At 46.4% G+C, this 21,092-nt stretch carries 23 protein-coding genes; 10 read left to right on the plus strand and 13 right to left on the minus strand.

Annotated features, from left to right (window positions below; all coding sequences use genetic code 11):
• Positions 1–9: 9 nt before the first annotated feature.
• The 5 genes from egtB to GV030_RS19205 all read right to left on the minus strand — a co-directional run bounded on the left by egtB (position 10) and on the right by GV030_RS19205 (position 6,045).
• Entirely contained in the window at positions 10–1,278 is a 1,269-nt protein-coding gene (egtB, locus tag GV030_RS19185) for an ergothioneine biosynthesis protein EgtB (RefSeq protein WP_159584970.1), read from the minus strand.
• Positions 1,279–1,450: 172 nt separating this feature from the next.
• Positions 1,451–2,215 (minus strand): LytTR family DNA-binding domain-containing protein, encoded by a 765-nt coding sequence (locus GV030_RS19190; RefSeq protein ID WP_159584971.1) that lies wholly within the window; start codon positions 2,213–2,215, stop codon positions 1,451–1,453.
• 19 nt (positions 2,216–2,234) lie between these two features.
• Positions 2,235–3,224, minus strand: a complete 990-nt coding sequence (locus GV030_RS19195; protein WP_159584972.1) for a histidine kinase — start codon at positions 3,222–3,224, stop codon at positions 2,235–2,237.
• 14 nt (positions 3,225–3,238) lie between these two features.
• Entirely contained in the window at positions 3,239–3,430 is a 192-nt protein-coding gene (locus tag GV030_RS19200; protein WP_159584973.1) for a hypothetical protein, read from the minus strand.
• A 203-nt stretch (positions 3,431–3,633) separates the two neighbouring features.
• Positions 3,634–6,045 carry an ABC transporter permease gene (locus tag GV030_RS19205; RefSeq protein WP_159584974.1) on the minus strand — a complete coding sequence of 804 codons (2,412 nt, stop codon included), beginning with the start codon at positions 6,043–6,045 and terminating at the stop codon, positions 3,634–3,636.
• A 182-nt stretch (positions 6,046–6,227) separates the two neighbouring features.
• Here GV030_RS19205 and GV030_RS19210 point away from each other — a divergent pair, with 182 nt between their 5' ends.
• Both GV030_RS19210 and GV030_RS19215 read left to right on the plus strand, forming a co-directional pair.
• A complete protein-coding gene (locus tag GV030_RS19210; protein WP_255465583.1) occupies positions 6,228–7,082 on the plus strand; it encodes a DUF5777 family beta-barrel protein in 855 nt (284 codons plus the stop codon).
• Positions 7,079–8,092 (plus strand): cytochrome c, encoded by a 1,014-nt coding sequence (locus tag GV030_RS19215; protein ID WP_159584976.1) that lies wholly within the window; start codon positions 7,079–7,081, stop codon positions 8,090–8,092. Before GV030_RS19210 ends, GV030_RS19215 begins: the two co-directional genes overlap by 4 nt.
• Before the next feature lie 3 nt (positions 8,093–8,095).
• Here the strand turns inward: GV030_RS19215 and GV030_RS19220 are convergent, their stop codons facing one another.
• From GV030_RS19220 to GV030_RS19230, 3 genes are all read right to left on the minus strand, one after another.
• Positions 8,096–8,494 (minus strand): DUF2141 domain-containing protein, encoded by a 399-nt coding sequence (locus GV030_RS19220; RefSeq protein ID WP_159584977.1) that lies wholly within the window; start codon positions 8,492–8,494, stop codon positions 8,096–8,098.
• 71 nt (positions 8,495–8,565) lie between these two features.
• Positions 8,566–9,342, minus strand: coding sequence for an acyl-CoA desaturase (locus tag GV030_RS19225; RefSeq protein ID WP_159584978.1), 777 nt, complete (start codon positions 9,340–9,342; stop codon positions 8,566–8,568).
• A 106-nt stretch (positions 9,343–9,448) separates the two neighbouring features.
• Positions 9,449–10,045, minus strand: a complete 597-nt coding sequence (locus GV030_RS19230) for a sigma-70 family RNA polymerase sigma factor (protein ID WP_159584979.1) — start codon at positions 10,043–10,045, stop codon at positions 9,449–9,451.
• 106 nt (positions 10,046–10,151) lie between these two features.
• On the opposite strand from GV030_RS19230, the gene GV030_RS19235 reads away from it, so the two are divergent.
• Together GV030_RS19235 and GV030_RS19240 are read left to right on the plus strand one after the other, a co-directional pair.
• The gene (locus tag GV030_RS19235; protein ID WP_159584980.1) at positions 10,152–10,844 is read left to right on the plus strand and encodes a pseudouridine synthase; all 693 of its coding nucleotides are present in this window, start codon (positions 10,152–10,154) and stop codon (positions 10,842–10,844) included.
• Positions 10,845–10,932: 88 nt separating this feature from the next.
• The gene (locus GV030_RS19240) at positions 10,933–11,286 is read left to right on the plus strand and encodes a LytTR family DNA-binding domain-containing protein (RefSeq protein ID WP_159584981.1); all 354 of its coding nucleotides are present in this window, start codon (positions 10,933–10,935) and stop codon (positions 11,284–11,286) included.
• A gap of 124 nt (positions 11,287–11,410) precedes the next feature.
• Here GV030_RS19240 and GV030_RS19245 read toward each other — a convergent pair whose 3' ends face one another.
• Positions 11,411–12,784, minus strand: a complete 1,374-nt coding sequence (locus tag GV030_RS19245) for a cystathionine beta-synthase (protein WP_159584982.1) — start codon at positions 12,782–12,784, stop codon at positions 11,411–11,413.
• A 121-nt stretch (positions 12,785–12,905) separates the two neighbouring features.
• Here GV030_RS19245 and GV030_RS19250 point away from each other — a divergent pair, with 121 nt between their 5' ends.
• The gene (locus GV030_RS19250) at positions 12,906–14,453 is read left to right on the plus strand and encodes a bifunctional GNAT family N-acetyltransferase/carbon-nitrogen hydrolase family protein (RefSeq protein WP_159584983.1); all 1,548 of its coding nucleotides are present in this window, start codon (positions 12,906–12,908) and stop codon (positions 14,451–14,453) included.
• 133 nt (positions 14,454–14,586) lie between these two features.
• On the opposite strand, the gene GV030_RS19255 is transcribed toward GV030_RS19250, so the two are convergent.
• Positions 14,587–15,570, minus strand: a complete 984-nt coding sequence (locus GV030_RS19255) for an aldo/keto reductase (protein WP_159584984.1) — start codon at positions 15,568–15,570, stop codon at positions 14,587–14,589.
• 158 nt (positions 15,571–15,728) lie between these two features.
• Between GV030_RS19255 and GV030_RS19260 the strand changes: the two genes are divergently transcribed.
• Genes GV030_RS19260 through GV030_RS19275 form a run of 4 tightly spaced genes read left to right on the plus strand, consistent with a single transcriptional unit; the run spans position 15,729 to position 18,510 of the window.
• Entirely contained in the window at positions 15,729–16,268 is a 540-nt protein-coding gene (locus GV030_RS19260; RefSeq protein WP_159584985.1) for a TIGR00730 family Rossman fold protein, read from the plus strand.
• Positions 16,269–16,275: 7 nt separating this feature from the next.
• Positions 16,276–17,097: an AraC family transcriptional regulator gene (locus GV030_RS19265; RefSeq protein ID WP_159584986.1), complete on the plus strand. Its 822-nt coding sequence runs from the start codon at positions 16,276–16,278 to the stop codon at positions 17,095–17,097.
• Between the two features lie 55 nt (positions 17,098–17,152).
• Complete coding sequence (locus tag GV030_RS19270; protein ID WP_159584987.1) at positions 17,153–17,560, plus strand: DUF1761 domain-containing protein; 408 nt, start codon at positions 17,153–17,155, stop codon at positions 17,558–17,560.
• Positions 17,557–18,510: a PD40 domain-containing protein gene (locus GV030_RS19275; RefSeq protein ID WP_159584988.1), complete on the plus strand. Its 954-nt coding sequence runs from the start codon at positions 17,557–17,559 to the stop codon at positions 18,508–18,510. The genes GV030_RS19270 and GV030_RS19275 overlap by 4 nt, the downstream gene beginning before the upstream one ends.
• Before the next feature lie 41 nt (positions 18,511–18,551).
• Here GV030_RS19275 and GV030_RS19280 read toward each other — a convergent pair whose 3' ends face one another.
• The 3 genes from GV030_RS19280 to GV030_RS19290 form a co-directional block, all read right to left on the minus strand.
• Positions 18,552–18,950, minus strand: coding sequence for a DUF1761 domain-containing protein (locus GV030_RS19280; protein WP_159584989.1), 399 nt, complete (start codon positions 18,948–18,950; stop codon positions 18,552–18,554).
• 116 nt (positions 18,951–19,066) lie between these two features.
• A complete protein-coding gene (locus tag GV030_RS19285; RefSeq protein WP_159584990.1) occupies positions 19,067–19,492 on the minus strand; it encodes a hypothetical protein in 426 nt (141 codons plus the stop codon).
• Positions 19,493–19,578: 86 nt separating this feature from the next.
• On the minus strand, positions 19,579–20,376 hold the full coding sequence (locus tag GV030_RS19290; protein ID WP_159584991.1) for a hypothetical protein: 798 nt from the start codon (positions 20,374–20,376) through the stop codon (positions 19,579–19,581).
• Positions 20,377–20,857: 481 nt separating this feature from the next.
• Here GV030_RS19290 and GV030_RS19295 point away from each other — a divergent pair, with 481 nt between their 5' ends.
• Positions 20,858–21,052, plus strand: a complete 195-nt coding sequence (locus GV030_RS19295) for a hypothetical protein (RefSeq protein WP_159584992.1) — start codon at positions 20,858–20,860, stop codon at positions 21,050–21,052.
• Positions 21,053–21,092: the final 40 nt, after the last annotated feature.

Genomic DNA, 21,092 nt, shown 5'->3' on the forward strand with positions numbered 1-21,092 from the left:
TCTTAACGTTTATTGATGTCTTGCCAGCCGCAAGCCTGAAAAAAGCCATTGACATTGAGGGGCGAAGAAATTTCGATATGTGGCGCGAATATGCGCTTTTGGGGTAGCAAACGAACCGCCCCTCAGCACCATTTGATTGATCATAAACTTGCCGTTGTATTCGCCAAGTGCTCCATCAGGAGCCTTGTAAAATGGATAGGGCAAATAGGCACTGGAGGTCCACTCCCACAGATTTCCCATGAAGCCAGGATCAGATTGGGCCTTCGGGGCCAGATGACCACCCTCCACGAAATTACCATTCTCAGGAGTACCCGCCTGATGTATCCCTACAGCCACCTCCCACTCAAACTCAGTAGGCAGCCGACAGCCTTTCCACGAGGCGTAGGCATTAGCCTCATAGTATGACAAATGCATTACTGGCGCATTCAGGTCGATGGGCCTCAGACCATACAGGGTGTAATGCAGCCAATGGCCACCTTCGTTGATCCAATACATTGGTGCCTTCACTGCCTGATTACCCAGCCAGTCCCAGCCATCTGAGAGCCAATGTTGATGATTGGTATAGCCTCCATCCTGCATAAACTCCAAATACTCACCATTGGTAACCGTTCGACTGGCAATCTCATAGGCCTCCAGGTGTACCTCATGACGCCCCTGCTCATTGTCAAAACAAAAACCTTCTCCCTGATGGCCCACGTGGTAGTTGCCCTTGTTCACGGCCAACCATTCTAATGGGCTACTCCCATCACTACCCTCGGTAGGGTCTTCTTTATAAGGTGGAAAAAGTGGATTGTGTCCAAGAATGTATTTGATGTCATAGAGCAGAAGCTCCTGGTGCTGCTGCTCATGCTGCAAACCTATCTCTATCACGTGTGTCAGCTCAGGGCTCAAGGGCTGCTGCAGAAGCAACCGCTCCATGTGCTCCTCCACATGAGTGCGATAGGCCAGTACTTCCTGCACGGTAGGTCGGGTCAGGTGTCCACGGGAAGCCCTGGCCCATCGATCACCCGCTGCCACGTAGTAACTGTTGAAAAGAAAAGGGAAATCTTTATTGAAAAGCTCGTAACCATCCAGATTGGGCACCAGCAAAAACACCTCGAAAAACCATGTGGTATGTGCCAAATGCCATTTTGGAGGGCTTACATCTGAAACCGGCTGAACCACCAAATCCTCAGTCTCCAATGGCTCCACCAGATTCAGGGTTTGCTTTCTTATGCTTTTGAACCTCTTCAGGTAGTCCAGAGCAGGATCCGCGAGGGTGGCTTGCGATTGTGACATCTCGTTTATTTTTATTTTAGTTAACTACAAAAGGCGCTGGAGGTTTTGGCAAAACCAAATGAAAAAGCCCTGACCAGACTGACCAGGGCTTCATCAAAAACTCAAAAAAACTTAACCTTACTGAAGTAAGAATATAACGACGATTGGTTTTAAAAAAGTTCAACTCCCGAGCTCAATCATTCAGCCATTTCTTGAATGGACCGGAGCGTTCCACGCTTACGATCACATCCATGGCATTGGGGGGTGGCGGTATCAGGTCTATTTTGACCCTACTTTTAGAGTACGCCACCATGTTCTGAATGCTCTGATAAGAAATGATAAATTTCCTGTTAATCCGGTAAAATTTCTTAGGATCCAGGCTCCCTTCCAAATCTCCGAGATTCATATTGATGATGTGTTGTGTGCCCTTCTTGGTCACCAAAAAAGTGTAACGGTCTTCACTGAAAAAATAGGCCACATCTGCAGACGGTATGGAGTTAATCTTTTCCCCCAGGGTGACCAGAAAGCGCTCCTGATACTTCTGATCAGAGTACGGCCGCAAGGCTTCCAATAAGTTATCAACGTCAAATTCCTGACCTTTCTGCTTCCAGTTGCGGTATTTCTTGATGGCCGTCTCCAGCTCGGTTTTGTCTATAGGTTTGAGCAGGTAGTCTATGCTATTTTCCTTGAACGCCCGGATGGCATACTGATCATAAGCAGTGGTGATGATGATCGGTGTATTATTTCGCACCTTGTCGAAAATATCAAAACTCAATCCATCTCCCAGCTCTATATCCGACAGAATCAGGTCCACCTCATTTACATCCAGCCACTGCACCGCGGTATGCACACTATCCAACTTCACCACCACTCTGGCATCGTTATAAACCTCCATGAGTGTTTTCTCCAAATCTTCGGCAGCTAGAGGCTCATCTTCAATAATTGCGACGCTTAACATAGTATCCATTTTTTAAAAGTTAAGACTTATCCAGCAATAATGGAATTTTAGCAATATAAAATTCTCCTTCCAGATAAAACTCGGGGCTACTCAATGACAAATAGGACAATCGTTTCTTCAGGTTGTCCTGGCCAATGCCGGTAGACTCTTGTCTGGCATCTTTCGGTTGATAGTTGTTTTTCACAATCAACCATTCACCTTCTATAAAAACCTCCACTTTCAGGGGGTTTTCCCGGGTGACTATATTGTGTTTGAGGGTATTTTCCACCAATAGCTGAAGTGAAGCACTGGGCAGCTTAAAGTACTTGTGGTGCTCACTCACACTGTGGGTAAACATAAGTGCATCCTTGAATCGGACCTTCTGGAGGTAGATATAGTTCTCCACAAAATTCATTTCAGACTCCAACGACACCAGGTTATCATTATGCTCCAGCAGGTATCGGTACGTATTAGCAAGATTCTTCACAAAATCACGCGCCTGACTGTTGTCATGCACCAGCGCATGGAGTGTATTCAGGCAATTAAATAAAAAGTGCGGATTAACCTGATTGCGGAGATTTTCCAGCTGGGCAACCACCCGCTCCTTTTCCACCCGCTCAGATTTAATCAGCAATTCCTTATTGATTAGCCTGAGTCTATAGGTTTCTATGGCCCTTTTGATGATGATTTTCATCTCATCGTAGGTCCAGGGCTTTGAAATATAGTAGTAAATATGGCCCAGGTTCACCGCATTGATCACCGTCTCCATATCAGCATACCCTGTCACCAGGATCCGTATACTGTCACGAGAGATATTAATGGATCGTCGGAGAAACTCCACACCACTCATTCGAGGCATTCGCTGATCCGTGAGAATAACCGGGATGTCCTGATTTTCAAAAAGCAAATCCAGCCCTTCTTCACCGGAATTGGCGGTAACGATCTCATACTCCCGCCTGAAAACAGACCTGAAGTAATCAATATTGCCCCGCTCATCATCTACATAAAGGATTTTTATCAGTTCTGACATCCGCGCAAACGCTTTTAACCTCCCAAGCCTCGTTTAGCAATCAAAAATATGAGCAACACGCCCATGATAAAAATCAGACTCAGCATAAAAACGCTTAAATATTCGGGTATGTAGCCAATGTCATTTTTAATCATAATCAGAACAATGGCCATCAATGCAATGAAGAGCCCACCAAAATATACAATTCTCCTCAGGGTAGTAATCATGCTATAGTTAGGTTTGGTCAGTAATAAAAGCTTAAAATAGTTGATTTCCTGATTAATGCATCCATTTTTTCGTCGAACAAATCCAGAAATACAACACGCTTGTGTTTTCAAGGTAAAACGCAGGATTGACCATACCTAACGATTCCGAAGTTTTCCAGAAGAAAAACTCCGACAATCGGATGCTCCGATTGTCTGCAGCAAAACTATTCGTATTTCAGCGTATCCGATGGATTGATGAGGGTGGCTCTGTATGCATGAAAACCAATAGTGAGCATCGCTACCACAAAAACCACCACACCGGACAAGATGAATGGCCATGCCGCAATACTCACCCTGAATGCAAACCCATTGAGCCAGGCATCCAATAGCAAATAGGCGAGCGGAATGGCCACCACAAAGGCCACCCCAATCAGCAGCACAAACTCCCTGGACAAAAGCATCAGGATTTGCATTGAAGAGATGCCAAGGACTTTCCTCACGCCTATTTCCTTTTTTCGCTGCTCCACCGAATAAGTAGCCAGCCCAAACAAACCGAGACAGGCTACCACAATGGCCAGGCCAGAAAAAATAAGGGTTACGGTGCTGAGTTTTCTTTCAGCCTTGTAGGAATCGTTCAGCCGATCGTCCAAAAAGAAGTAATCAAACGGTCGGGTGGGCATCACCCCCCTCCAGGCCGCTTCCAAATCGGCTATGGCTTGCTCCGTGTTGTTGCCATCCACTTTCACAGCCACATACTTGATAAATAAATTAAATGCCCCCGGGAAAGTATTGAGTGTAATCACCAGTGGTGCTATGGGGTGGTGCTTGGAAACGAAATTATAGTCTTTCACCACGCCTATCACTTTTCCGCGAAGCTCTCCACCAAAGTAATATCGTTTGTTGAGTGCCTCCTCCGGAGTGCCCCATTGCATACTCCTGACCAGTGTTTCGTTCACTATCAGTGCCAACGAGTCATCCGTCTGCACCTCATAACTAAAGTCCCGGCCTGCAACCATCTCCAGCTCCATGGTCTCACTGAAATCATGGCGAACATGAAAATGAGGAAAAGGTTTGGACTGATCCATCCCCTCAAACTGGTAATTATTGACCTGATGCTTGCTGCCCACGATCTCCTCCACCGCAGTGACGGATCGGATCAGGGTGCTCTGAAGGGCAGCGTTCTTAAAGGATTCATAGTGCTGCCCCATGGGAGAGCGGATGACAGGAATCATCATTACATGCTCCTTATCAAAGCCAAGGTCATCATTTTGTAGAAGCTGGAGCTGACTTACGGCCACTATGGTACCGATGATCAGCATGATGGAAATGGCAAACTGGATGGTCACAAGTACCCTTCTGAAATTAAACCCACTGACTTTCTGATAAGCATTTTTGAGGACCAGCACGGTATTGAAAGACGACAAGACAAATGCGGGGTAAAAACCAGAAAGCACCCCCACCAGAAGTGTGAGTCCTAAAAGCCCGCCTACATCCAGAGGATTGACCAAACTGGCAATGGAAATGGATTTTTCGGTGAGCTCATTGAAGGCCGGAATGGCCAACCACACAAACACCAAGGCAATGATCACTGCAAAGAATGTTAACAGTACCGATTCAAAAACGAACTGACGTACCAGCTGCCGCTTCTCGCTCCCTAGTGATTTTCTCACACCTACTTCCTTTGCTCGCTTGCTGGCACGAGCCGTGGAGAGGTTGATAAAATTGATGGCTGCGATCAACAACACAAAAATGGCCACCAGCCCGAAAATCTTGAGGTTTTCAGCGGTGCTGTTGGCCTGAATCTCATAGTCCAGACGGGAATGGAGATGGATATCCTCCAGTGGCTGCAGCTCCAGGGTGATATCATCCACCACAAACTTGGGGAAATACTTTTGGACAAAGTCCGGAAAGAAGGCCTCCATTTCCTCCTTCCCCACCCCCTCTTCCAGTACCACATAGGTCCAGCAGGGGTTCCAGTACCACGTGCGGGGATAGTTGCCCCCGAAAGATTGCTTCAGAGTGGAAAAAGAACCGATAAAGTCAAACTGAAAATGAGCATTCCTTGGCGCATTGGCCAATATACCAGTCACCTGCAAATGCTGATTCCCCTGAAACTCCAGCACCTTTCCCATGGGATCTTCATCATCGAAATATTTCCTTGCCATCTCCTCTGTGAGCAGAATGGAGTTGGGCTCGTCCAGGGCAGTCTGCTTATCTCCTGTTTTTAGTTCAAAGTCAAATACATCAAAAAAGGTGGAGTCCGCAAAGAAGATTCGCGACTCATTGAATGCTTTATCTTTTTCACGATAGGCCAGCGCAAGACTGGGGCTCTGAAAGTTAAAAAGTCGGACCTGATGCACAATCTGCCGGCCAAAGTCATTCACCAGGGTGGGGCCAGTAGGAAAAGGCTGAGAAGCCGAGTGCTCCCCTATGCCTTCACTTTCAAAGTGCTCGATCACTCGGTAAGTCCGGTCAGATTTGGAATGAAACCGATCATAACTCATCTCATCCCGGATGTAAAGAAAAATGAGAATAAAGCATGCCAGGCCTATCGCAAGTCCGGTGATATTGATGAGTGAGTAAACCTTCTGTCGGAGAAAGGATCGATAAGTGACTTTTAGGTAGTTCCAGAACATATTTGTCAGGATTTGGTGGTTTTTAAATATACGGGGATCAGCGATTTCAAAGACACTATTCTTTTATAAGCGCATCCATATAACAATGACCGGTCGTAAGTACCTAACCAAACGATATCCGTAAGTCCCGAATGTTGTCTTTCGAATAATCCTTATATTTATTCATGTACAAACACTTATTTATGAGACCAATCCTACTCATTCTTTTAACTCTGTGGACCTCAGTGGTCTTTTCTCAAACAGAATATGCTTACGAAATCTTTGATGATACCCGGGTTGTAAATGGTCATTCGGTTGAAACCAACCTGGAAGGTGTTCTCACATTTATCATTTCGCACCGCTTCGGCACCCTCAACCGGGGTGCCTATGAAGTCTGGGGCTTAGACAATGCCACCATGCGGATGGGGCTGGACTACGGCCTCACCAACAACCTCATGATTGGTATTGGGCGAAGCACTTTTGAGAAAACCGCAGACGGTTACCTGAAATATAGGCTCCTGGCTCAATCAAGTGGTGACCGGACAGTCCCCGTTACCATTACCCTACTGGGCACCACCGCCCTCAAAACCCTCAAAAGGTTTGACGGGATTGACCCGACGTTTCAGCAAAAGCTCTCCTACACATTACAGCTGCTTATCAGCAGAAAATTTGGCCCCAGATTTAGCGCACAGCTCATGCCCACCTACCTGCATCGCAACCTGGTGGAGGATGACGAACAAAATGATATTTTGTCTCTGGGTTTTGCCGGACAATACCAGCTGTCTAAAAACTGGAGCCTCTCCATGGAATACTATGCCACCCCCGGAAGTGCGCTCCCCGACGGGTCGGGGGCTAGTCCCGAGTATTCTCAATCCATGGCGCTAGGGGTGCAGATAGACACCAAAGGACACGTTTTTCAGCTGCACTTTGGCAACAGTCGTGGTATGATTGAGAAATTTTTTGTGGCGGAGACTGATGGTAAATGGCAAAAAGGAGACATCCATTTTGGTTTCAACATCACCCGTGACTTCACAGTAAAAGGCAGGAGAGTCAGATGAAAAAGCACCTAACCATTTTCGGATCGCTGCTCATCTTCAGCATAGCTATGATACCAGCAGGCTTTCAACGTTCTCTGGATGCCTCCACTCCCATTGCGACCCTCCTTTTCGACCTGGGAGAGGTAAAGCCTGAGCACTTTATAGAAGCACCTACCACGGAAGCGATCCTGCGTGGAGAAGAGATCGTGAAACTGGGCAGGACCATAGCGCCCAATGGCTCACAAAGCAGCTACGTAAGTAAGTACTACACCTGCACCAGCTGCCACAATGTGGTACGTGAAGATCCGAACCTGACTGTGGTAGATCAGGATGCCCGACTGGAGTATGCCATGACCAATAACATCCCATACCTCCAGGGATCTACCTTCTGGGGGATGGTGAATCGTGAGACCTGGTACAACGATGACTATGTGCTGAAATATGGTGATCTGGTTCGGAAAGCAGAAAAAAGCCTCAAAGAGTCTGTACACCTTTGCGCGACAGTCTGTGCTCAGGGAAGACCACTAGAAGACTGGGAAATGCAAAGTGTATTGGCCTACTTCTGGTCGTTACAGATGCAAATCGGAGATTTAAACCTTTCCGATTCGGAAAAAAAACAACTGGCAGGACCCACCCTCACCAACGAAGAGAAAATAGCCCTGGTCAAGTCCCAATATCTGCAAAAGTCCCCGGCCACCTTTGCGAACCCACCTGATAACAAGAAAAAAGGGTATCCTTATGAAGGAGACCCCAAACTAGGGAAGGGCATCTATGAACTGGGATGTCAGCACTGTCACAGACCTGAAGGGGAAAGTGATGTAGTGTTTGATAACAGTAACCTTACCTATAAGTGGCTGAAAAAGCACATTCCTGACAACTCAGAATTGTCGATTTATGAAATCATCAGAAAGGGTACCTATGCGGAGTATGGCCATAAGGAATACATGCCACATTACACCCAGGAAAAGATGTCTGACAGGCAGCTGGAGCATCTGCGTGCCTTTATAGAGCACCCCGAAGATGCCAAGTAGATGCTACTGTAGCGCTATCCTCAGGGTATCGCCACTGCCCAAAAAGACCTTTGCATCGTCAAAGGAGGGTGGCCCAAAGGTACCCCGGGCGTTATTGGAGAATCCATAGCGTTCCGTTGGGATGCCAAAAAAGTTTTTATTGAGCTTGCCATCTTCATTCACATCATGCATGACCGCAAGAGCATATTCCCCTTCGGGTAAATCTATCATGAAAGTCAGGGTACCGCTCTCTCTTACTTGAATGACATAACCCTGGGTCATCTGGGACTCATCCAGATAATTCTCGCGTGTGTTGTATGCGGCGATGAGCAAATTCCCGATGGGCTTTTTAATACCACTTATTTCCAACTTCACCTCATTGGGTGTGAGCAACAAAAGGACAATGAGGAGTATGTTGATCATGAAAGGGCTATTTATAAAAAAGCCTGACTTGATCTTTCAAGTCAGGCTTTAATATATTCAAACCTGCAACTCTACGCTGCAGCTTTCTTTTCTGTTTTTTCCAATTTCACGGTTTTTTGCTTCGCTACCTGGATGACTCCCACAGCGTTCAGCACTTTGATCACCTGATAGGTAGGATCAATCTCATGCCATCTCACGCCACCAAAGTTTGGTCTTGAGCCATGCTTGTGGTGATTGTTGTGATAACTCTCGCCCATCATCAGGAAGTCTAAAGGCAGGAAGTTTTTGGAAGTATCTCCCACTTCAAAGTTTCTGTATCCGTAGATGTGTGCAAACCAGTTGATAATGGCTCCGTGGATAGGAGACAACAACCACTGCGCTGGCAACAACAACCACAACCACCATACATCGGCATAAAACCAATATACCATGAAGTATGAAGTGGCCCAGAATAATCTGGAAACCCATGAGCGAGCGAATTTATCAAATGCATGCCACTGCGGCACACCCTCTGTAAATCGCTTGTCTACGTCTACTTTTTTATTAGTAATGTCTGAATAGATGCTTTTGGTCTTCCACATCATCTTAAAGATGGTCTCATCGTACTTCGGTGAGTGTGGGTCATTTTCCGTATCTGCAAAAGCGTGGTGCATTCTGTGCATCACACCATACCCATAAGGACTCAGGTAATTGGAGCCCTGAAATAACCAGGTCAATACGAAGAATACTTTCTCCATGAAAGGACTCATAGTAAACGCTTTGTGCGCTGCGTATCTATGCAGGAAAAACGTTTGAAAGAATAGCGACAAATACCAGTGCGCTATGAAAAAGGTGATAATTACTGCCATTTAATTTGTTTTACTTCTGTTTTGTGAAGGGGTTCTTTCCCTCAGTCATTAGTAAAGACAAAGTCGTGGCTGGTTTGTGACAGAAATCCGAAAAATATTTTCGAAATTATTTTATTTCCTTTTGCTCATCATTCAGATGATTGATCAAATCATCGAAATTTCCATCAGAACAGGCTTTTTGAAAAGCAGAAAAGTATTTTTCAGAGTCGAAAGAATAGGTGAATTTGTCAGTCTCCCGGGCTAGTTTTTCCTTAGCACGGCACACCATCTGGCGACAATGATCCTTCTTCTTATTGAATATCTGCTGTAGCTCATCGTACTCAAAATCGAAACCCTCTCTGAGCAGGTACAATCCACGCTCCAAAGGCCCCAATTTTTTATGCAGCACGCTCAGCATGGCATCCAGCTCCTGCCTAAAGTCCAGGCTGGAGAAGTCTATTTTCTCAAAAAGTTCTGGCAGTTTCACTGATTCTAGGTACTCCTTTTTCTTTTGCTTCAGGCTATTGAGATGATTGAGGCAGTTATTGGTCACCGAGCGAATCAGATAGGCCTTGGTATTCTCTATTTTCTTAGGATCCACCGCCAGATACTTCAAAAAAGCATCCTGCACCATGTCCTCCGCATCGTGCATGCAGCCCAGCATTTTGAATGCAATAGATTGCAGCAGGGGTTGGTATAACGTGATGTTGGCTGAGTGGGTCATGGTATATTTAAAGTGCAAAGTTAACTAAGAAGTGTGAAAACTAAAGCCGGAAGGGCATTACCACAAAATATATTTGAAGATTTGCAATTCGCATAGATTTTAGAGCGTGTTAGAGATACTTTATCAAGATGATCACCTGGTCGGGATCAACAAACCTCCCGGGTTATTGGTTCACAGATCGCCCATAGCCAAAGATGCTGAAGAGTTTGCGGTGCAGCTGCTCCGTGATCAGCTGGAAATGCACGTGTATCCGGCCCACAGGCTGGACAGAAAGACCTCCGGGGTATTGCTCTTTGCTTTGGAAAAAGACATTCACCGCGCCCTGAACCTCCAGTTTGCCGAAAAGACCGTGAGCAAAACCTACTATGCCATCGTACGCGGATTCATCCCGGATGCAGGCACCATAGACTATCCACTGAAGCGGGAAGATGGCAAGGAGCAAGAGGCCGTGACTCATTTTGAATGTGTAGCGAAAGCCGAACTGGATGTTCCTTTTGGCAAACATGCCACCTCGCGCTATTCGCTTGTGAAAGTGAAACCTGAAACCGGCCGAATGCATCAAATCAGGAAACACTTTGCGCACATCCTCCACCCCATTATCGGCGATCGACCACATGGGTGTAACAAGCAGAACAAACTTTTCAAAGAAAAATGGGATCTGATGGAAATGATGTTGCATGCTCATGAACTCACATTTATCCACCCGCAGAGCAGTTTACCTGTCACCATCAAGGCCGGCTTTCCAGACGAATTTCGCCGAATGATGATGCTTATGGAGTTTGAGATTCCCAGTGCATAAAACGATTCGGGGAAGATCCTGAAATTGACTTATGGGTTTCTCCCCGACATTGCCATAAATTCTCTAATATTGAAGAAAAAACATCAAGATGATCAAATGCCTGGCTATTGATGACGATCCGCTTTTCCTGAAAATGCTCATGGTGCTGTTCAATGACATCAAGTCTGCAGAACTAATTGCCACCTACAACAATCCGGTAGAGGGTATGATGGCCACTGTGAAATCCAAACCAGATGTACTGCTGCTCGATTTGGAAATGCCCTATCTGGATGGATTTGAAGCACTGGAAACCCTGGATGTACCACCAAAGGTCATTGTGATCTCAGGACACCTGAACGAACCACGGAATACCGTGATTCCTATCAGCCGGTACATCAGCAAATCTGAGGTACAATCGGCTGTGATGCTGGAGGCAGCGATCAAAGAAGTGATGGGTGTATAAACTCCTCTTAACAAAAAAATCCCTCATCATTATCAGATGAGGGACTGCAAGCAAAGAGTTAGTATTTATTTTATAATAACCTAAAGGTAGAAAATCCTTTAGTGATTCAAAAATGAATGCCTGCCTATTCGCTAATGGCCATCAACAGATCACTCTGAGTGACAATGTGCACCACATTCTGATGGTCCCTTACCAGCAACGCTTTATTCTCTTTCTGAATCAATGAGGACAGCACATCGATGGTATTGTCCATCCCCACAAATTGGAACGGAGAATCCATAATGTCGCTGACCGGCTGATTTTTGATGTCCGGGTTTTGCAATAGACTCTTGAGGACATGGGTATCATTCAGACTGCCCACAAACTCATCGCCATCCACCACCGGCACCTGATCTATCCCGTATTGGTTCATGGTGAGAATGGCTTCTCCCACTTTCAGGTTTTTATCGATGGTCTTCAGGCCAGAACTTCCGTTACGGCTGCTGATGATATCCTTGGCCGTAGCAAACTTCCTGGTCTCCAGAAAACCATGATCCTTCATCCAGTTGTCGTTGTAAACCTTGCCCAGGTAACGTGTGCCATGGTCAGGCAACAGAATGACCATCACATCATCTTCTTTCAAGTGATCTCTGGCAAACTCCAGTGCTCCATGCACTGCAGAACCACAAGACCAGCCACAAAACAGGCCCTCTTCTCTGGCCAGCCTTCTGGCCATCACTGCTCCATCCTTATCTGTCACTTTCACGATGTGATCGATCATATCAAAATCCACATTCTTTGGCAGGATGTCCTCGCCAATCCCTTCGGTGAGATAAGGGTAGATTTCTTTTTCATCAAAAATGCCGGTCTCCTTATATTTCTTAAAAACCGAACCATAAGAATCAATGGCAACCGACACTACCTCCTTTTTCTGCTCTTTCAGGTATTTGGAAGTCCCGCAAATGGTTCCTCCGGTGCCCATTCCAGCTGCATAGTGGGTAATTTTTCCATCCGTGTCATTCCATATTTCAGGCCCGGTAGACTCGTAGTGCGCAAGTGTATTGGAGGGGTTGTCGTACTGATTGGGGTAAATCGAGTTCGGAATGTCCTCATTGAGTTTTTTGGCGACGGAGTAATATGACCTGGGATCATCCGGTGAGACGTTGGTGGGGCAAACGATCACCTCCGCGCCCACAGCCCGTAGGATGTCCATTTTTTCCTGCGACTGTTTATCAGCCAAGGTGAAAATACATTTGTAGCCTTTGGCCTGAGCCACCAGTGCCAGTCCCATCCCTGTATTGCCCGAAGTACCCTCGATGATGGTGCCACCAGGCTTTAGCTGCCCTGATTTCTCTGCATCCTCAATCATCTTGAGCGCAATCCTGTCTTTTACAGAATTGCCCGGATTAAAATATTCTACCTTCACCAGTATAGTCCCTTTGATGCCCTTATTCACCCGGTTGAGCTTCACAAGGGGCGTGTTCCCAATGGTTTCTATCAGCGTATTGTAGTATCGCATGTGTGTCTGTTGTTTATTTTGCGCAAATTTATGGAATAAGGAAACGCGCAGCCTGAAGTAAAAGATTCTTTTTCAAGAACTTTCAATCAAAACTGTCGTATGCTGGTTAATTCATATAGATATGACGAATAAAAAGGAACCCGTTCTCTCTGGAGAACTCAATGTACAACTCAGACACTTGCAACTCTCTGACTATCCCGAGCTGCGCGAAATCATGGAACTCGCCTATAAGGGGATCGATGAGCCCTATTGGGAAAGAATGGACATCAAGCGGTTGCTCAAGATTTTCCCGGAAGGGCAGCTCTGCGTAGAGGTAGATGGCAAAATGGTGGCTGCAGCGCTGGCCATCATAGTGGATTATAAGAAATTTGGTGACAACCATACTTATAAGCAAATCGTGGGCAATGACTCCTTCAGCACGCATGACGATGCTGGAAATGTGCTGTATGGGATAGACGTATTTGTGCATCCCGACTACCGCGGGCTCAGGCTGGGCCGTAGACTATATGATAGCCGAAAGGAGCTTTGCGAAAACCTGAACCTCAAGTCCATAGTAGCTGGCGGCCGCATCCCCAACTATGAGAAGTATGCCAAGGACATGACGCCCCGTCAATACATAGACGCGGTGAAGAACCGTGAAATCAATGACCCGATCTTGAACTTTCAGATTGGGAACGACTTTCACGTGAAGAAGATTCTCAAAAACTACCTGCCCGGAGATAGTAAATCCAAAGACTATGCTACCCTGCTGGAGTGGAACAATATCTATTACGCCGAGACGGAAAAGCTCATCAACGCTCCCAGAACCTACGTGCGTGTAGGTCTGGTGCAGTGGCAAATGCGTCCTTTCAAAGACCTGGAGTCACTCGTGGAGCAGATGGAGTACTTCATTGATGCGTTTGGCGATTACCAGTCAGATTTCATCCTTTTCCCGGAGCTCTTCAATGCTCCACTCATGGCGGAGTTTAACCACCTGGGAGAGCCGGAAGCCATCAGAGGTCTGGCCAAGTATACCCACGCTTTGCGCGAAAAGTTTACCGAGTTTGCCATCTCTTACAATGTGAACATCATCACAGGCTCCATGCCGGAGATAGAGAATGAAAAACTCTACAATGTCTCTTATCTCTGCCGACGTGATGGCTCATGGGACAGCTACAAGAAAATTCACATCACACCCTCAGAGCAAAACTCCTGGGGAATGACAGGCGGTGACAAAGTAAAGGTCTTCGATACAGATGCCGGAAAAATCGGAATCACCATTTGCTACGATTCGGAGTTTCCGGAAATCTCCAGGTTATATGCGGAGCAAGGCATGCAAATCCTGTTTGTACCCTTCCTTACAGACACACAGAATGGATACAACAGGGTGCGCTACTGTGCACAGGCCCGGGCGATAGAAAATGAGTGTTATGTGGCCATCGCGGGATGCGTGGGTAATTTGCCCAAGGTGAACAACATGGACATCCAATATGCCCAAAGTGCCATCTTCACTCCCTCTGACTTTGCGTTCCCCACCAATGCCATCAAGGCTGAAGCTACGCCAAACACCGAGATGACGGTGATTGGGGATCTGGATTTGGAGCTGCTCAAGGAGCTCCACGAGTTTGGCAGTGTAAGAAACCTAAAGGACAGAAGGCTTGATCTTTACAATATCAAACTCAAAAAGTAGGGAGAGCAAATACCTCATAAATGGTATTGTGATTGGCCCAGCTTTTGCCGACCTTAGTAAAACGATTGAGTAGCGTACATACTTCATCAATCCTCTTCAGATTACGCACCTTTTTGGTGCGTAATTTTTTTGTCTACCACAGGTGATGTACCTCCGGTCGGATGTATTCATCATAGATGTCTTTCACAGCTGTCATCTGCTCATCATCCAACGCTGGCAAATCACCCACCTTCAAATTGGAGATCACTTGCTCGGGTCTGCTGGCACCGGGTATCACCGTGCTCACTTCCGGAAATTGTAAAATCCACTTCAGGGCATATTGATACAGGGCCTCCTGCCCAAAAACAGACTTTAACTTACTGACCGCCTGAAGTCCCTGATCTAATGGCACGCCTGAAAAGGTCTCGCCCTTATCAAATACTTCACCATTTCTATTGAAAGCCCGGTGATCGTTTTTGTCAAACTCCCGATCGGCAGACATCTTGCCACTCAGCAGCCCACTGGCCAGCGGCACCCTGGCTATGATGCCAATATTGCGCTCACTCAATAGCTTAAAACAATCCTCGGCTGGCTTCTGGCGAAACATATTGAAGATGATCTGAACACTCTCCACCACATCGTAATCTGCAGCCATCCTCGCTTCCTTCACTTTCTCCACACTCACTCCAAAATGCCGCACCCGGCCTGAAGCCTTGATCTTCTCCAACCTGGCAAACACGTCATCAAATTGATAAACGGGTGTAGGAGGACAGTGAAGCTGCACCAGGTCCAGGTATTGAAGCCCGGTATTTTTCAATGCCTCGTCCACGAAAGCCTCCATGGCTTCTGGTGTATAAGCATCCGCCACGTGTGGGTTCAGCCTTCGGCCAATTTTGGTGGCTATGATCAGCTTATCCCGGTTTTCCTTGACAAACCCTGCCACGGCACGTTCGCTTTGCTGGTCATCATACACATCCGCAGTATCCAGAAAATTCACCCCGTTTTCTACAGCAGTGCTGATGATTCGTTCGGCAGCTTTTTCATCAAACTCACCACCCCAGCCACCTCCTACCTGCCAGGTGCCCAGTGAGATTTCTGAAATTTTGAGACCTGTTTTTCCTAAAATTCGATATTGCATGGGCCTTTGGTTTTAACGTATTGAATGAATAACTCCGAAAATTGTTCGTCGGCAATTTCTACCCTCCCTTCGAAAAATGAAAGTCTTGCGGGTTAAAGATTTCGGGGTTCAGGGATAGTTTACCTATTTTTAGCCTGCACCAACAATCCCTCATCCTCATGACCAAACGACTCGCCGTATTTTGTGGTTCCAGTACCGGAAAAAACATCAGCTATTCCCAGGCAGCCAGCGCCGTGGGTAAGCTTATGAGTGAGCAAGGAATAGGGGTGGTCTATGGAGGTGGTAAAATAGGCCTGATGGGAGTGGTGGCCGATGCTGCCCTGGCCCATGGTGGAGAAGTGATCGGGGTGATCCCCGAAAAGTTGATGACCAGGGAAGTAGGACATACGGGGCTTACAGAACTGCGCGTAGTAGCCACCATGCATGAGCGCAAGGCCATCATGGCAGAGCTATCAGATGGTTTTATCGCTCTCCCTGGTGGCATTGGCACCATCGAAGAAATCATAGAGGTATTCACCTGGCACCAGATCGGGTATCACAACAAGCGCTGTGGCTTCCTCAATACCGATGGCTACTATGATAAGCTGTTCGGCTTTATTGATCACATGGTGGAAGAAGGATTCCTGTCCGCCAAACAACGCAATGAACTCACCATCTCGGAAGACCCGGAGGAGCTGATCAGGTTAATGATCAAATAAAAGCCAAATGTTTCTCACGGTCCATATTCCCACATACCCCATCAATCAGCTCGTAGAAAGCATCACCTACTATTCTAACTATTCGGTGGAGCACTTTGCCGAGAGACTCTTGCCTGATGGACATGCGGACTTTATTGTGAACCTGACAGAGGCGCCCAAACATACCTTTGACAATACCACCCTCAAAGTCAATGATACATTCAAAAAAGGATGGCTCTCCGGGGCAAGAAAAAAATTACTGTCCATAGATGCCGGTGGCCAAAATGACAGCATGATGATCGTTCGCCTCAAATTCGGGGCCGCCTACAACATCTTCAAGATTCCACAGGAGGAACTCACCGATAAGGTCTATGAAGCAGATCTGATCCTTGGAAGCCCTTTTGAGGACCTTCGTACAAAAATCCTGGAAGCGCACTTTGTGGAGACCAAAATTCAGATCATGGAAGATTTTATCTTCGCGAGATGTGTGGGTGTAATTGATTTGCCTCCGGTAGTCACATTTGCCTTTCACCAATTGGTACACTCCCCCTCCAATACTTCTATTAAACTTCTCGCAGACCAGTCGGGCTACAGCCACAAGCATTTCATTAGTCTCTTCAAAAAACATGCAGGTATGTCACCAAAGGAGTTTCTGAAAGTAATGAGGTTTCAGCGGGTCATACGGGAAATCGAAACCTATGGCAGTATCGACTGGACCAGGCTGGCTCTCGATTGTGGCTACTATGACCAGGCACATTTCATCAAAGAATTCAAGAACTTCTCTGGCTTCAGCCCAGAGCAATATCTTTCTCAAAAAGGTGACTTCCTGAATTATATACCGGTTAGGTAAATTTTTTACAATACAGCCTTCTGGTGCCACTCTATATTTGAAATCAAAAAACGAAATGGAAGACATGATAATCAATCACTGGGCTGTGATAGTCGCCGCCCTAGCCAATTTAGTTGTAGGAGCCCTCTGGTATTCACCGGCCTTGTTTTACAAAGCCTGGAAATCAGAAAACCAACTGACAGACGATCAACTGAAGACCGTCAATCCCGTCAAATTGCATGGAATCTCCACACTTCTTTCGCTAATCATCTGCTACAATCTGGCCTTCTTCCTGGGTGATGCGAAAACAGACTGGGTATGGGGGACCACCGCCGGATTTTTAGCTGGTTTTGGCTGGGCAGCCATCATTTTTGCCATCATTGCCATGTATGAGTTCAAATCATGGCGATATATTTTAATCAACGGAGGGTATATTACTGTCTATTTTACTTTAATCGGATTTATCCTGGGCATATGGAGATGAGAAACCTAATCATACTTGGTTTACTGGGCCTGACGGCCTGTCAGTCCACCGAAAAAACGACTTCTAAGGAGACCTATCGCATTGTCTACAATGTATGGCACGATCGGGAGAACGATGATTACGAAGTATTCAGCATGAAACCCGATGGCACAGACCGTCAGAATATTTCCAACTGGGAAGGCGTGGACTGGGTGTATTACGCCTATGATGACAAAGTCTATTTCATCTCTGACCGGGATACCACCCACAGGATGTATTTTCTTTATGAAATGGATGCTTTCGGACAGAATGTGCGCAAAGTATCTGACCAAAGGCTCAACGATAGCTGGCTCAGCTCCAGAAAAAATGGTTCAGAACTGATCGTGGATCCCAGAGTACCTGGAGACAGTGCTTTTCACATCATTGACCTGAATGGAAAACTGGTATTCAAACTATACACTAACCTGGCCTATTACAACGACCCCTTCTTTTCGCCGGATGGCAGTGAAGTGGTCTTTCGTGGGGCTACAAAAAAATTCAAGAAGGAAAGTGGTTATCTGGATGAACTCTATATCATCGGGGCAAATGGAAGCGGCCTGAAAAAAATCACTGAGTACCCTAAGAATGACACCCTATCCGAGTGGTATCAATATCATGCCGGACCGCCCTTCTGGGAGCCAACTCGCAACATCATTACTTACAATTCTGTGCAGGACGGCTACAGCAGCCTCTTCATGACAGACCCTACCGGCAAAGAGCCCAAAAGAATCACCCCGGACACACTGTATGCAGCATGGCATGCCTGGTCTCCTGACGGGCAATGGATCACCTTTGATGGATACCCACGGGAATATGAAGGTGACAGGGATTTTGACATCTACCTGATGGAATACGAGACCGGCAACATCAGCAGGCTAACCTCAGACTCTACCTATCAACAAGGGCCGGTCTTTGTGAGGGTGAAGGAATAAAAGACAAGGCCTTGAACCAATGGAGTTCAAGGCCCCATTCCCTACCTCCAGGCAGTCAGGATCACACCCATCAATGTGAAGGTGATCACGAAATAGAAGGAGTTGATAAACCACAGCTTGAAGGAGCTTCTGGAAAACAGCGCATTCACCCCCATGGCCAGAGCCACCCAACCAAAGCCTGTCAGAAAGCCGTACAAAGCCCCTTCGCTCACGCTGGCTTCTCCGATGAACATCGCCAGGTTTATCGCCATAATCAACTCGAGCACAAAGGCTATCCCGTAGATTTTAACCATATTGGCTTCTTTGAGCTCTTCTTCGGTGAAGCCCATCTCGTCCATCCAGGTCTGCCCGAAAAGTGGGCCATACCAGATGCCGCCCACTACAAAAGTCATAACTGCTGATGCGATCACCGCCAGCCAGTTCAATGATGAAATATCCATAATTTCTAAGGTTAGTTGATGGAGAAATATAGCTATTCTATGTGAAAAAATTGAACTCTTTCATCACCGGTATTGTGAAGCCATAGGCCTGGCCTTTCCTGAAATACCTTACCTATTCAATCCTCCAATGGAACCGCCCGCTCGTACTCCTGCTCCCTGATGAGATAGGTAAAGTAGTGTTCCGGGTCTTCCGCATAGGACAGGTCATCGAGAATGTTTCCCGAGTGAGGACTCCAATATCCCCTTCCGGGGTTGAATACATGGTAAGTTACCATAGCACTATCGAAGATAATCCGCATTGAATCAGTTCGGATACCCTCATTTATGCCCAAAGGCTTACCTTCGAAAGTACCGATTTCAAAAAGAACACTTTCGCCACCATACCCGATCTCCACGGTTTCCTTAGATCTTCCGTACTTGAAATACTCCAAAGAGACATGATGATCAGTGATATTACGGATTTCGAAGGTCTGTACGTAGTTCTCCAACCTGTGGCAGGATGTGAGCAAAACAATTGAGAGCAATAATAAAAACACCTTCATATCTAATTGCAGTTTACTCCTGAATTGCTCTATTATTCGTTTTTTCAAACATAACTGACCCTGGTATAAAAACAAAATCAGACGGATCACCATTCCCTTACTGCCTTCCAGTCCACTTCGAATTTCCTGTTCACTTCTTCCAATAGAGCAGGATCAATCAATGGCTCCTCACCTACCCATCTGTCGGGAAGAAGGGCAGCACCATACAGCACCAGATGATAAAATGCCCAAACGGGCCGGTACAGGAGCCAGTGTTTCCACTTATGCTGATAATTGACCGGAACACGGCGTACCACTTTTCTGCAAAACGTGCGCAGTACTTTGAGCTGCTTTTCACTGAAAGAAGGATGAATGATCTTGTCCGTCACCTGGGGCGCAGGTACGCCCATAAAGCCTGCCAATGAGTTCAGAAATGCCTCCGGATTCGTTTTTAAATCGTCGTAAAACAACACCAAGGGCGGATCTATGCAGCATTCTGAGATCACCCGCAGCATTGGGGCATAGCACAGGTCTTTTTGTTTCCAGTACCCGGCATCATTTTCCAAATCCAAAAACGCTTCAAAACTTCCAAACCACCCGTTCTTCACATGTCGCTTGTACTGTGAAGCGATCCAGTCGGCATGCCGCCGCAGAAGGATAATCACCCGCGCCTGCGGATAGGTACTGGTGAACCAGCGCACCTCCTCTTCCAGCTGACGATCAAACTCCCGGGAAACCAGAACCTTCTCTGCACTTAGCCTGGGTATGATCGCCTTGGACTTACGGTAACTGTGGGTGGAAATATAATGCACACCCTGCAGTCGGGGGAAAACCGCCTGCTGTAGGTAAGTGGAGGCTACCTTACCCAACCCGACATGAAAGTAAATCTCCTGCTCAGTGTCCATCTAGCGAAATTAAGGTTTTGGTGCCAACTGACTTTTCTTCATTTTCCCAGATCAAGCAGAATTCCCGTGGGGAGATTGCAATAAAGGTGGATGGTGAGGTAGTGATCTGAAACCTTATACACCTCAATCTAATTGATTGGCTACTTACCCTTCATTTTCTTTGCTTGCCCCGGGCCGCGTAGGCAAAGAAAACAATTCGTTGATCCACATAAAGGCACCAACCTGGTCGGTCGCACGCAAAAAATCATTTTGACTTAACGAACTAGGTCTTTTTTAGAACTTTTGGAGTCAAAATGATTCACACTTGTCCCGGCCGGGCAAGGCTTGGATGCCCTGCCCGCCTTTACGCCCCTACTTTTCTGAATTCAAAGTGGATTAATTCAGTGTTGCAAAATATAGTTATATAGTGATACCCCCATAAATATTGTTTGATCCATTTTTCCAGCCACTCTTTGAGTAATGTTGCCGTAATATTTGAATAATGTTTTATTATTTTAGCCGATCACTCCATGTGGGTGCCCCATACATTTTGAAAAATTTGGATTCTACTACCGAAAACCTTGTGAGGAAGGGCAAAAATAACTGGAAAAATATCATTCTGATGATCGAGATCGGGCTGGTGATTGGGTTTCTGGCCATCGTAGTTCTCAACTACTTTTTCAGGTTTCTCCTCTGATCCTTCATACAGTTAATCACCAAAAAAGGATGCGTCATTT

This window comes from Marinoscillum sp. 108 (genome assembly GCF_902506655.1).
GTDB classification, from domain to species: Bacteria; Bacteroidota; Bacteroidia; order Cytophagales; family Cyclobacteriaceae; genus Marinoscillum; species Marinoscillum luteum.